17 protein-coding genes, 1 tRNA gene and 1 riboswitch are annotated in these 12,321 nt (G+C 38.3%); of the genes, 6 read left to right on the forward strand and 12 right to left on the reverse strand.

What is annotated here, in order from left to right:
• Nucleotides 1-1,402 (reverse strand): phospholipase D-like domain-containing protein (locus NR125_RS23260; RefSeq protein ID WP_256816202.1); only part of this gene is annotated, 1,402 nt, incomplete at its 3' end.
• Nucleotides 1,403-1,505: 103 nt separating this feature from the next.
• Nucleotides 1,506-1,742 (reverse strand): hypothetical protein, encoded by a 237-nt coding sequence (locus tag NR125_RS23265; RefSeq protein WP_251156918.1) that lies wholly within the window; start codon nucleotides 1,740-1,742, stop codon nucleotides 1,506-1,508.
• Between the two features lie 96 nt (nucleotides 1,743-1,838).
• Nucleotides 1,839-1,920: riboswitch (cyclic di-GMP riboswitch) on the forward strand.
• 70 nt (nucleotides 1,921-1,990) lie between these two features.
• Here NR125_RS23265 and NR125_RS23270 point away from each other — a divergent pair.
• Nucleotides 1,991-2,350, forward strand: a complete 360-nt coding sequence (locus NR125_RS23270; protein WP_256816203.1) for a response regulator — start codon at nucleotides 1,991-1,993, stop codon at nucleotides 2,348-2,350.
• Nucleotides 2,351-2,656: 306 nt separating this feature from the next.
• Here the strand turns inward: NR125_RS23270 and NR125_RS23275 are convergent, their stop codons facing one another.
• The 9 genes from NR125_RS23275 to NR125_RS23315 all read right to left on the reverse strand — a co-directional run bounded on the left by NR125_RS23275 (nucleotide 2,657) and on the right by NR125_RS23315 (nucleotide 8,138).
• Entirely contained in the window at nucleotides 2,657-2,827 is a 171-nt protein-coding gene (locus tag NR125_RS23275) for a hypothetical protein (RefSeq protein WP_256816204.1), read from the reverse strand.
• A 28-nt stretch (nucleotides 2,828-2,855) separates the two neighbouring features.
• Nucleotides 2,856-3,818, reverse strand: coding sequence for a hypothetical protein (locus tag NR125_RS23280; RefSeq protein WP_256816205.1), 963 nt, complete (start codon nucleotides 3,816-3,818; stop codon nucleotides 2,856-2,858).
• A 173-nt stretch (nucleotides 3,819-3,991) separates the two neighbouring features.
• Nucleotides 3,992-4,921, reverse strand: coding sequence for a recombinase RecT (locus tag NR125_RS23285; protein WP_256816206.1), 930 nt, complete (start codon nucleotides 4,919-4,921; stop codon nucleotides 3,992-3,994).
• Nucleotides 4,921-5,832: a YqaJ viral recombinase family nuclease gene (locus NR125_RS23290; protein WP_256816218.1), complete on the reverse strand. Its 912-nt coding sequence runs from the start codon at nucleotides 5,830-5,832 to the stop codon at nucleotides 4,921-4,923. Before NR125_RS23290 ends, NR125_RS23285 begins: the two co-directional genes overlap by 1 nt.
• A 133-nt stretch (nucleotides 5,833-5,965) precedes the next feature.
• Nucleotides 5,966-6,169, reverse strand: coding sequence for a YqaI family protein (locus tag NR125_RS23295; RefSeq protein WP_483863892.1), 204 nt, complete (start codon nucleotides 6,167-6,169; stop codon nucleotides 5,966-5,968).
• Nucleotides 6,170-6,560: 391 nt separating this feature from the next.
• Entirely contained in the window at nucleotides 6,561-6,824 is a 264-nt protein-coding gene (locus tag NR125_RS23300; protein WP_214725341.1) for a helix-turn-helix domain-containing protein, read from the reverse strand.
• 142 nt (nucleotides 6,825-6,966) lie between these two features.
• On the reverse strand, nucleotides 6,967-7,668 hold the full coding sequence (locus NR125_RS23305) for an ORF6N domain-containing protein (RefSeq protein WP_256816207.1): 702 nt from the start codon (nucleotides 7,666-7,668) through the stop codon (nucleotides 6,967-6,969).
• The gene (locus tag NR125_RS23310; protein ID WP_026041684.1) at nucleotides 7,669-7,857 is read right to left on the reverse strand and encodes a helix-turn-helix domain-containing protein; all 189 of its coding nucleotides are present in this window, start codon (nucleotides 7,855-7,857) and stop codon (nucleotides 7,669-7,671) included. It abuts the gene before it with no gap.
• Between the two features lie 53 nt (nucleotides 7,858-7,910).
• Nucleotides 7,911-8,138 (reverse strand): helix-turn-helix domain-containing protein, encoded by a 228-nt coding sequence (locus NR125_RS23315; RefSeq protein WP_256816208.1) that lies wholly within the window; start codon nucleotides 8,136-8,138, stop codon nucleotides 7,911-7,913.
• A gap of 169 nt (nucleotides 8,139-8,307) precedes the next feature.
• On the opposite strand from NR125_RS23315, the gene NR125_RS23320 reads away from it, so the two are divergent.
• The 4 genes from NR125_RS23320 (at nucleotide 8,308) to NR125_RS23335 (ending at nucleotide 11,127) form a co-directional block, all read left to right on the forward strand.
• Entirely contained in the window at nucleotides 8,308-8,736 is a 429-nt protein-coding gene (locus NR125_RS23320) for a helix-turn-helix domain-containing protein (RefSeq protein ID WP_256816209.1), read from the forward strand.
• A gap of 4 nt (nucleotides 8,737-8,740) precedes the next feature.
• Nucleotides 8,741-9,184, forward strand: coding sequence for an ImmA/IrrE family metallo-endopeptidase (locus NR125_RS23325; protein ID WP_256816210.1), 444 nt, complete (start codon nucleotides 8,741-8,743; stop codon nucleotides 9,182-9,184).
• Nucleotides 9,185-9,303: 119 nt separating this feature from the next.
• Nucleotides 9,304-9,840: a hypothetical protein gene (locus NR125_RS23330; RefSeq protein WP_256816211.1), complete on the forward strand. Its 537-nt coding sequence runs from the start codon at nucleotides 9,304-9,306 to the stop codon at nucleotides 9,838-9,840.
• A gap of 87 nt (nucleotides 9,841-9,927) precedes the next feature.
• Nucleotides 9,928-11,127 carry a tyrosine-type recombinase/integrase gene (locus NR125_RS23335; protein ID WP_256816212.1) on the forward strand — a complete coding sequence of 400 codons (1,200 nt, stop codon included), beginning with the start codon at nucleotides 9,928-9,930 and terminating at the stop codon, nucleotides 11,125-11,127.
• A 98-nt stretch (nucleotides 11,128-11,225) separates the two neighbouring features.
• Here the strand turns inward: NR125_RS23335 and NR125_RS23340 are convergent.
• A tRNA-Val gene (locus tag NR125_RS23340) sits at nucleotides 11,226-11,298 on the reverse strand.
• Between the two features lie 245 nt (nucleotides 11,299-11,543).
• Between NR125_RS23340 and NR125_RS23345 the strand changes: the two genes are divergently transcribed.
• Nucleotides 11,544-12,308: a SurA N-terminal domain-containing protein gene (locus NR125_RS23345; protein ID WP_009331163.1), complete on the forward strand. Its 765-nt coding sequence runs from the start codon at nucleotides 11,544-11,546 to the stop codon at nucleotides 12,306-12,308.
• The last annotated feature ends 13 nt before the right edge of the window (nucleotides 12,309-12,321 follow it).

Here is a 12,321-nt window from a genome sequence, read left to right on the forward strand (position 1 = left end):
GAATAGAGTCAATTAGATCACGTTCGAACTGATCTGTGAGTTCCCTCGCCACATCTGCACTGTACAAGACTTGACATACCTCATAATTCAGGCGAAAACTTCTCATATCATAGTTTGCTGAGCCTACGGCAGCAATCTCCTCATCTATAGTCAACACCTTGGTATGAATCATTCCTTTGTCGTACTGGTAGATTTGTACACCAGCTTCTAAAAGTTCCCCATAATAAGTACGACTTGCAAATCCCACGATTTTTTGATTATTGTGGCGAGGAACCAGCAATCTTACGCTGACACCTCGAGCTACTGCTGTCTTTAATGCCATGATAATATCTGTTTCCGGTACAAAATAGGGTGTTGTTATATCAATAGTCTTAGTCGCCTGTGTTATACATATAAAGTAAGTTTGACGAATAAATGGGGTAGGAATTCCAGGGTTTCCTTCCAACGTATGGATATACGCTTTTTGCAATGTCCTTGTTTTTGGTGATATGTCTATCTCATTATAATCTAGGGTGCTCAACTCTGATCCCATTTCGGCTGACCATCTGACATGATCTTCTCTGCCGATTGGATTGATTACATCAGACTTTGTTTTCAGGTTAGTTTTTGATTTTATTTTTTCCGGCACTGCCATATTCCAATGAACATCAAAGACAGTCTGTAAATCGACCAATGCATCTCCTATGATTTGCAAGTGGGTATCTCGCCAGAAGCCAACGTCAGGCTTCAATCCTGTATATTCATATCCTACGTTCATGCATCCAGTAAAAGCTACTTTTTCGTCAATTGTGACAATTCTACAATGATCCCGATAATTCCAATAAGAAAAGATCCAAGGAAATCGTAAAGGAAATATTGTCCTGCATTCTATCCCTGCTTCAACCATCTGCCGGATTTTTTTACGCGGGAAATTATAACTCCCCAAGCCATCTCTCATAAAACGAACCCGCACTCCATTTACTGCTTTTTCGATTAGCAGTTCTGTGATGCGATTACCAATTTGGTCATTCCTAAATATGAAATATTCCAGATCAATCGTTTTTTGTGCTTTTTGGAGGGATTCAAGGAGTTGGTCATATTTTGCTATTCCATTGTCAAATACTTGGACTTGGCCCGTTCGTAGCCCATTCACAGTGAAGTGCCGTAAAGCATCGGCGATTACCGATGCTGAATCACCAAATGTATCAGGTAATTTATTAGATTCACTTTTAGAAGAGGTCAATCTTTTCCGATGAATAAACTTAGGATTTGATATGCTAAGATAAAGCAAGAAACCAATGATAGGAAAAAGAAGGACGATTATTATCCAATTCAAAGCCTTGGCAGGCCTACGTACATCCCGAATTGCTATGATTAAGATAAAAAACGTATTTATCAGGTATAGATAAAAAATCCATTCCAACTAAAAATCCTCCCTTGTTTTTCTCTTAACATTTACAAAAAATGTAGGGAGTATACTTTTAGAATTCGAAAGAATACCTAGTTTACTCTTTTGCTTCCTTGTCTTACTCTTCCAGCCACCTATTTATCTTGGCAAAAAACAAATCTAATCCTTCCCTTTCATCAAGATGAAATGCTACACCAGAGAAATCAGGTCCCTGATAATGACAAACGCCCTTGTATTTTTCATGATGACGGATCAGAAGCCGTTCCATCCCTCTGTAAAACTCCAACTCTTCGCCTTGTTTTAGTTCAGCTATCTGATCTTCAAGGGCAAAGGAGAATAAGTCTAATTGCTTCATTCCCTCACCACCAACGAAATTTATAATCCATAAGTCACGAAATCATCAATTTTTTGTCACATTTTGTCGTTTTCCACTATATTCACTGTGTTAATATAGCTATAATGGCAAATTTTACGAAAGTAAAAGACGCAAAGCCACGGGCCTAAGGCAAAGCTAAGGCAGCCGGGTTACCGAGATTTATCAATCTCGTAAATCTCTTATAACTCCTTTCTTTAATTTGCCTAATTTCTAAAAGGGAGTTTGATATGATTAAAAAAGTACTTATTGCTGACGATTCAATGTTTATGAGACAAGTACTTAAAAGAACCTTGTCTGAAGGCAATTATCATGTAATTGCTGAAGCCTCTGATGGTTGCGAAGCTATATCACTTTTCAAGGAATCTTCCCCAGATATCGTATTACTAGACTTAACAATGTCATGTAAAGATGGAATGGCTGTTTTAAAAGAGATTAAGAACCTTGATACAAGTGCAAAAGTTGTTATATGCTCCGCAATGGGACAATCTAAATTAATCGTGGAAGCTTTAAATTATGGTGCTAAAGATTTTATTGTAAAACCATACTTTAATGAATTAATTCCCGCATTAAATAAGCTTGTCAGCTAAACAACCTCTTTATAGAGGTCTTTTTTTTGAGGAAACTTAGCAGCTAGCTCAGGTTCGCTGCTTTTAAATTCATATGGCGCTGTGTTTTTCTGAATAGCATTTCACGCAGGGACCTTCAACGTAGAAATAATTTGGCTTTCCACAATTCTTGCAAGTCTTGGAGTAAGTATTCCAACGTTTATTACAGTCCCTGCACTCAAGTAATAAGAGGTTATTTCGATGGCCGATCACAGTCCCCTTGGCCAGACATTTTGGACAGCGAGTAACTAACTTAACATTTGTGATAGTCATTTTTCATATCTCCCTTCAAAACCATTTATTTGGTGCAGCCTCCGCATCAATCTCCCGAAAGGATGCCAGTACAAGCTCATATTTCAGTTCCTCGTAATCACAATCGTTAATACTCTTTCCTGACTGAGCCTTAAAAATATTCAGTTCTGATAATCTCTTGATGAGGATATTCCTTTTCTGTTGCATAACGGATTCATAAAGGATCCCCATAGTATCAACTCCCTGATCTCAATAGTTTTAGTTTTTCCTGCAAATCTGCTTTCTTCTTAGCAAGTTCCTGCTGCTCATTCTTTAAAAGTTTAGGCTTTTCATGCTGTTGGTCCTCATCAGAAAACCAATCTGGCAGCATTTCCGTACGTATTGGCTTGGCTCGCATACCCTTAGTCTTATAAGAATTAGTGTTTTTAAAAGGCTTAACGTTTTTAGCTGCCTCTTTCGCCTGTTCTCTTGCTACTAAGGCCTCATAATGATCCATGATGTATTTTTCACAGTAACCGAAGGCTTTAATGGCTCCATTTGGCTGACGTTCTTTATATTCAGCAAAACACTGTTCAAGCAATTTGATTGTTTGTGGCAACGGCATACCACGGGCGACAATCCGGGCGATTGCTTCATAATCTTTTGTTGTTGGGTAAACCGAACGTCCTTCAGCAACTGTTCGTAAATCAATAAATTTTTCTGCTATGACATCCACTGGATCCTTAGTAGAAGTATTTAATTCTTTAATTCTTAAATTCTTTAATTCTTGTTCTTGTTTCGATAACGTTTCGATAACGTTTCGATTTCGCTCTGATAAAGGTTCATTATCCGTTTCGATTGGCGTTTCGTTATCATCGTCAAACCCTTGGTATTCGTGGTATTTAAGGATGGTGAACACCGTTCCGTAATCCGTTTCGTTAACGGATACTATTCCTTCATCAACTAATTTCTTAACCGAACGTAAAACCGTGCTTTTGGAAACTTTTTTAAATCCTCTTTTTTCTTTGTATTCGAGATCTTCGGCTAACTTTGAATAGGAACGGAGGTACTGACCTCTCCTTAACTCAATGCCCTTTACCTTAACTCCATCCTTATGAACAGCTTGTAAAAGAAGCAATGTAAAAAGCCGAAAAGTGGTAACATCATGCCATATCTCGTTTTCAAGTATTTTCCTATGAAGCTTTATCCAGCCTTGCACCTTTGTACCTCCTCCCCTCAAATTACCTTCTCTCACAGACAGCAAATCCGTTTTTTACACCTTTTACTTTGTAATCTGGATACCGCCGCATATACTCTAAAACAAGCATTTTCAAATGTTCTTTACCTCTTGCCTCCTCCCAGATCCATGCTGGAAGGAGGACATTTGTTTTGTTACTCTGCATCTTCAAAATCTATGTCCAATGATTCCTGGGCGGACATATTTTTGCTAGTTTTTTTCTTCTTTTGATTCACATCAATAATTTCTGGTTCGGAAGCTGATTCTTGATCTTCTTGGCTTGGTGGATCGAATTGAATGGACTCTTCATACTCATTAGCCTCATCCGTAATATCTTTTACCTCACGCCACTGCTCGTCTTCTGAGAATGCTTTTTGCATATCGATGGACAAGATACCCCATTTGCCTAACATGTTCCTAAGAACTGTTTTCATTGCCATGGCATCGTAATCAGAACGCCAAACATTATTAAGAGATTTCTTGTCTTTTGCCTTGTTGTGCTTAATTCTGTGCGCCTCTACTTCGTCCCGGGTCCAATAGACTGTTTTTTCAAAGCCATTGACCAACTTAAAGTAGCCACAGTAACCGATAACCTTATCACTTCTCTTGGCGTCCAAATCAAGGTCAATTTCCTCCGTCAGACGATTCCACTTTAGAAGTTCCCCTTCGTATACCGGTATTACATTTATGGCCTTGTACTGGCCGCTTCTTAATGCCAGCTGAATGTAGCCTTTGTAGCCCAGTTGGAACTGTGCTGCCTTATACCCTTTTTTAGAATCGTAAAAAGCAACAATCCAGGCGTAACCTAAGTTTTTATCAACCGGAAGATCCAACGACGCAGCAACCATTGCACTGGATACTATGGACATAGGCTCAGCTTCTCTTAGGCCAGGATCTCCGTTATATAAATTAAGGACGGATGCCATAAATTGCGGAGCTTTATTGGCCAATACCTGCTCAAATTTCTTTTGCATGGTTGGCGTATTTAGTAGACTTTTAAGTCCAAGTGATTGAGCTGATACTTGCTTTGCCGCTGTCTCCTGCCTATTTGCTAATTGATTCTTCAAGTCTGTATTGGTCGCCATCAATTTATCTCCTTTACAGCGAATTTTCGGAACGTAGATTCTTTCAAAACTTTTTTGTAAATGTCCGGATACTTCTCTTTAAGAGCTTTCGAATCCACACTTTTTCTACTCTGATTCTTCCAAGTGACAATAAATTGATCAGTTATACCTGTTTCAGCATCCTTCAATACTTCTTTTAATTTGTTTTCAATTTCCGCTTTTGCTGATTTAATCAGCTTTTCATCGGATTTCACTTTCTCATATTGAACCAGCAAATTTTTATAATCAGATGGGAGGACAATCTCTTTATCCTTCTCAGCACGATCGTACTTCTCTCTCAAATACTTCTCAGCAGCGCTGGATCCATCAAGCTCAGGAGCATGCCCTTGCAGTACGTGATATTCCCAAAAGTGCTTTTCAGCATTGAAAATCATCTCGATAAGCTCCTGGTCTCGCTTTACTTCCTTCCAGATGAACTTGTTGCCACCGATAAGTACAGCGATATAACCCTTTTCCTTATCTGTAACTCCAAGATAATGCTGGAGCTGCACAAGGTAGCTTGCCGGAACTTCTTCACCTTCCCACTCTTTAGCGAGATACGCACTGGCTGTCTTGCATTCCAAAACCGCTGATTCTCCAACAACTAAACGGTCAACGTTTGCTTTAATAAAAGGATACTTGGGATGACTGTACATGAAATTTGTTCGGCGTACCTTTTTACCTGTACGCTTTTCAAACTCCTTGGCAACCACATTTTCCATTTGATTTCCCCAGTAAATTGCTTCATTATCAGTTTCCTGTGGTTCGACCTGGCCTGTTTTTTCAAGCCAAAGTTCAAAAGGTGTACGAAATTTATTAACTCCAAGAATAATTCCAGCATCACTCCCGCCGATTCCTTTAGCCCGTTCTTGCAGCCATTCGGACCGGCTCATTTCCTTTGTAGGAACTGCATTGTATAACGCCAATTCTAGTCCCCCCTTTACCGCCAAGAGCCTATATGCTAAAATGACGGTATAAAATAATTAGCCAATCATTACCGACTCCTGCGCCAACAGGAGTCATTTTTTATGCTGTTCTAAATTCAAATTCCATGACTTCTGTTAAGAACCGATCCAAGTTGTCCTTTAAGATGATTTCACCTTCATATTCCACTATGTCGTCACCATCAAGGATCTCGTCACCAAAATAATCAATTCCTACATGTTCAGGCTGTGCTGCCATATTCGGATATCCGGACCGCTCAATCTGTTCGATTATAGGATGATTCATTTTTACCCTCCTCTCTATGTATTAGGTGCTTTATTCACACCGCGATAAGCCGAAACGTAGATGATGGGGGAATGGTAGATATTCGTTCCGACTTATCGCGACAGGAACAAAGGTTCTTGCCGCTCTATTCTATGGATGTTAGAATAGAAGTATCGACGATTAAGTGGCAGTGAGCTGTGGTGAGCTTACTGCTTTTCTTTTTGATTTGAAGTAAAATCTCCAATTAAAATTCCCATGATGAAAATAAAATAGGTTCCGAAAATCATAGCTAGGACATAACCCAAGTCCACTTATGAACCCTCCTTTGGAGTACTGATCCTAACAGCCCAATCAATCTTGACTCCTTGGCTCTTCAATTTTTTAATTAATTGTTCCAGCTTCTCTTTTCTGGTCAGAACCATTGGATTATTCCTCCTATCAACGGCATTAACTGCTGTATTATCATCACTGGATCTACCCCTGTCACAATGGCACATGCCACATCTTTAGCTGAAGTAACATCTGCCCACTTGATTAAAGTAGCGACATCCAGTGTCTTTTTATCTGTTTCAAATTTTGAAATACAACTCCGTGAACGATGAAGCTTTTCTGCGATTTCCTCCTGGGTAAGACCTGCTCGCTCCCGGCATGCTTTCAATACTGCGCCGAAAGTCAATCCTTTCTCCCTCCCTTCTATGTTCCAATTTGGAAACGTTCCAGTATGGAACCGACAAATTAATAGATTGCTATTAAAATTAATAGATGAAAGGAAGTGCACCGAATCTTTTTGGCCTGGCAGCTTCGTTCGGTGCCTTCACTCATGAAACTTTTCTAGGAAACCAGTTTTCTATGTAGTGGAGAGCTGATTGAAGTTCCTTTCTCTTAATGTCTTTGTAGCTCGCTACACCAAAACGGTCCTTTATTTCCCGATGTAGTTCCCTGAATAGCTTTGAACGACACTCTGGATTACTTTCCAGCTCATAAACCTTTTGAGCGATTCCTTTTTGCACACGGCGTTGTTCGCCACTGGTAAGAGTGATATGTTCTTCGACTTTATGATCAATCTCATAGACTAGCTTTCTGATTTTATGTTGTTCAGCTTTAATGGTTTGAGTATCCTCCATAAGATCTGCAGTTGTTCTCAGCACTGTGACAAGAGCCTGATCTTTTGAAAGAGGAACCATGTCTTCTTTAATGGTGTAGTATTCATCGACCAGCCTTTCGTAAGCATCCCATGCCTGTTCAGTATTAAGTGATTTAGCGTGAAGCCAAGCTCCTTTTTCTGTCCAAAGATATAGAATAGAAGTAAATTTAAGGCTGTCGTCAAATTGACGTGACCCTTTGAATTCCCGTAATTCTTCTCCGGATAAGGCAAAATAATGTTTGCCTTGAACATACCGATCAGCATTTCTTTGAAAGTTACGGTTAATAATTTTTGCTTCTGTACCAAAAGCTTCTGCAAGCTGAGTGGTGGTTAATACTCGCTTACCTCTCTGGCAAATAGGCTGCAATTGATTCATTTACATCGCCTCCAGACTTTTTTGTTCTTGGTCTCGCATCCAGGCATTGATCGTTTCCAGAGAAAAGAAAATTCTTCGCCTAACCCGGAAATGCGGGATTTGCTTTTCACGGACCATCGTATAAATCGTGTCAGGATGGACACCAATATAATCAGCCACTTCCTGAGCTGTAAGTGTTTTTCGCTGCACTTTAAAATGATCCTGGGCTATTAGCTTTTTGAGATCCATTTTTATACCTCCTATTAAGCTGTGGTCCTATTACACTTTACGTGGAATTTCTCTTCAAAAAAACATGAAGGAGATACACCTAATGATTTTGCTATTATTTGCAATTCATCAGTATTTATAGGCCTCTTACCAAGTTCTTTCATGTTGTATCCTGAAACACTGATGTTAAGCTCCTTAGCTATATATTTTTGAGAAATTCCTTTAGATTTTCTATAGTTTCTAATACATTCATTTAAGTGCAAGTTATCACCACCTTTCCACGTAACGTGAAACTTTATGTTTTGATTATAAATCCACTTTTCGTGAAAGTCAATAAATAAATTCAACTTTTAGTGGAAATTATTTAACGTAGCGTGAAATCTTGTTATGATTTTATTATTAAATAATTTAATATTATGAGGAAGATGGATTATGTCATTAGGCAAGCGATTGAAAGCAGAAAGAGAGAGAAGAAATTGGTCTCAGATCTTTGTTGCTCAGAAAATTGGAATAACCAATACAGTCCTATCAAATTATGAACGGGATTACAGGGACCCAGATACTGAAACTCTAAAAAAGCTTGCAGATCTTTATGAAGTGGAAACAGATTATTTATTAGGTAGGTCTGCTTTCCAAAAATCAAATGCAAATGTACAAAGCAAAGACGAAAAAGACATCGCAAAAAGAATGGAGAAAATTCGTCAAGACCTTTCTGAAGACGATGGCTATATGTTAATGGGGGAACCAATTAGCGAGGAAGCAAAGGAATCAATCATGGATGCCATGGAATATGCAATTAGACAAGCCACCAGGATTAACAAAAAATACATTCCAAAGAAATATCGTGATAAACAGGACTGATTAGATGAAGGATTTTATTGTTGCTGAAGTTCAAAGATTAATTAAGAAATTCAAGACAAGAGATCCTTTTCTAATCGCTGAGAAACTTGGTGTCCATGTTGTACCATGGGATTTTACGGATGAAGTCCAGGGAATGTACAAATATGAGAGAAAAAATAAATTTATTTTCATAAATAATAACTTAGGCAAAGTCCGTAATTTTGTCATGGGACATGAATTAGGTCATTCGGTTCTTCACCCCAAACATAATGCTTCATTTCTTAAGAAAAATACTTTCTTTCCAGAGAGAAAATATGAAAGGCAAGCAAGTCAATTCGCTGTAGAGTTGTTATTTCCTGATGAATGTCTAAGTGAATTTAAAGATTCGCATTTTTCAATCTATGAAATTGCAGAAATCTATGGTGTGCCAAGAGAACTTGCTCACTTAAAAAATTTTAACAATAGATAGGTATATTTCTCATAAAACCAAACCAAGTGACACGTATATATTTGCGTGTTTTTATATTGAGTATTAATGGGTAATTCACCCATAAATACATAAATTTATTAAAAAGGAGATTGGATAAGATGAAGTACAAGTTTTTACTAGTTATCTCTGTTCTATCTCTAAGCTTTATCTTAGGTGCATGTTCAGGTACAGAGGAAACTAAAGAGCCGGTAAATAAGCCTACTGATGAAGTTAATGAAAAGCCAGAAGAACCGAGTGACAAGGAAAAACAAATATCCGAGCAACAACAGAAAACTATTGACTCTCTAAATAACTTCCCAGAGTTCATAAACAATTATAAAGAACTCGGTGAAGAAAAAACGCCTACTTGGGATAATTACCTATATGGTCGAGAAGTAACTTGGTCAGGAACTATAATGGAGATAGGTTCTTCACAAATTTGGGTACTAGGTGCAGGAGAATACACCGGTCAAACGTGGGATAATGTTAGTACATCAGGTAACGAAGCTTACAATGTTTTTGTTGCAGATTTTACGAGTAATCTCCTCACCGATCTAAAACCAGGTGATAGTGTTACAGTAAAAGGAACTTTAGAATCACGTGGGGACTACGATTTAAATTACCATTGGAAAATTTATAATTCAGAGATTCAATGATTAGCCCTTTTGGGCTTTTCTTTTCAATCTAAAATAGAACATATATTCCCTTTTGATATGCTTGAACATAATAGAGGAGGAAAATTAATGGCAAGTGTTCAAAAACGAGGAGCAAACTCTTTTATGCTTGTTGTAGAGATCGGTTATGATTCAAAAGGCAAAAGAAAGAAGAAAACCAAAACTATACGAATTAAGGATCAGTCTTTACTAAAAACAAAAAAGAAATTAAATGACTACCTGCAGTCAGAGTTAGTGAAGTTCCAAATAGAAATTGAGTCAGGTGCGTACATTACTCCAGAAAAAATGATTCTTGCAGAATTCGTAAAAGACTGGCAGAAGAAATATGCCGAAAAAGGCGGGCTAAGTGAACAAACATTAGATGTGTACCTTACTCATTTTAAAAACCACATCCTCCCTGCTCTTGGACATATGCGACTAGATCAGATAAAGCCGATTCATATTGTTAACTTTTTATCTCAATTAAAAAAAGTAGACGGCAGCCCCATGACTGTCTCCACTGCTCAATATGTATATCGCGTACTAAGAAACATTCTTCAGCGAGCTGCAGATTGGAAGATAATAAAAAATAACCCTGCAGCAGATGTCAGCAAACCTAGCCAACGAGGTATTTTAGATAAAGAAATCAACGTTTATGATGAAAATGAGGTAGCCATATTGTTTGATGCTGTTCAGGAAGAAGCGATACATTGGCGTGTATTTACTTCTCTTGCTCTTGCTGCGGGATTAAGACGTGGAGAATTATTAGGGCTAGAATGGTCTCATATTGACTTGGAGAAAGGAATTGTTCAAATTAAACAGATTATAACACGTGGTACCGGAGGAAGACCGATTTTGAAAGGTCCAAAATCCAAGAATTCAATACGGGTTATTTCTTTGCCGTCAATGATGGTCGAGGAGCTTAAAAAATACCATATTCACTGGAAAAAAGAAAAAATGCGTATGCGAGATTTATGGATTGAGCATGAGCATGAATTTGTCTTTTGCAATGAAACCGGAAAACACTATTACCCCACCACTCCTACTACCTGGTGGAAACGATTTACCGACCGGGCTGGTGTCCGATTTATCAGGTTACATGATCTACGACACACATCAGCAACCCTACTAATAAATCAAGGTGTTCACGCAAAAATCATTTCAGAGAGACTGGGTCATTCCAATATCCGTATAACCATGGATACATATGGACATGCTTTACAAACTGCAGATCAGGAAGCAGCAAACAAATTAGACTCACTTTTCACACGGAAAAAAAATAGCATTTAAAAATTTCGTCAACAATTCGTCAACAATTGGGGTTTACTCTATATTTTTAAGAATATAGAAAAAGCCTAGAACCATTGAGGCTCTAGGCTTTTAACTGATGATTCCGACTGGGTTCGAACCAGCGACCTCTACCCTGTCAAGGTAGCGCTCTCCCAGCTGAGCTACGGAATCGTTATGATATTCCCTGTATTGGGGACAATATAAAATATACTTCCTTCTAACATAAAAGTCAATACCTATATTTCATCCATAAACTATAAGGTTATCAGCTTGGAAACTAGATTACATTCCCATTACAAATTCTGCATTTATGCCTTAAAGGTATCTTTTTAAGAGTATATGCTTTATAATGCCCTCTATATGATTCTTTTGTTAGCTGAATCAAATCATACAGGGTTACGGAAGGAGAAATATTAATGAAAAAACTAATGTATCCCTTTTTACTAGTATTAATATCTGCCGTTTTAGCTGCTTGTGGAGCTGATGATGAAAGCAAGAGTGCAGATAAAAAAGAGGAAGCGAAAACAGCTGAAACCGACCAGCAGGACCAGCAGAAGCAAATGGAAGAAATGCAAAAGAAAATGGACAAACAAAAGCTTGATGAAGAAAAGACTGTTGCAATCGTTAATGACCAGGAAATCCTTGGCCGCGAGTATAACAGCGTGCTTACTTCATCACAAATGATGTATCAGCAAATGGGACAAGACCCTACTACCAAAGATGCTGCAGATAAAATCAAGGAGCAGACACTCGACAGTCTAGTCGGCCAGACACTTCTTCTCCAAGAGGCAGACAAAAAAGGCTACAAAGCTTCTGATGAAGAAGTCAAAAAGCAGCTGGAAGAAACAAAAGGACAATTCAAGGACGACAAGGAATTCGAAACAGCAATGAAACAGGCTGGCCTTAACCCTGACTCATTAGAGAAGGAAATTGCCAACAATATTAAATATACGAAATATATTAATGGCGAGATTAAACCAGGGGAAGTTACAGATGCTGAAATTCAGAAATTCTATGATGAATATGCCAGCCAGGGTGGTGCTGAAGGACAGGAGCCGCCTAAATTGGAGGAAGTAAAGCCTCAGATCAAGCAGCAGCTCGAACAGCAAAAACAGCAGGATATGCTGGTTAAGCATGTAGAAGAATTGAAGAAAAGTGCAAAAATTGATATTAAGGTATAAGTATCTTTAAAAC

This window comes from Cytobacillus sp. Bac17, from assembly GCF_024519925.1.
Lineage (GTDB): Bacteria > Bacillota > Bacilli > Bacillales > Cytobacillaceae > Cytobacillus > Cytobacillus pseudoceanisediminis.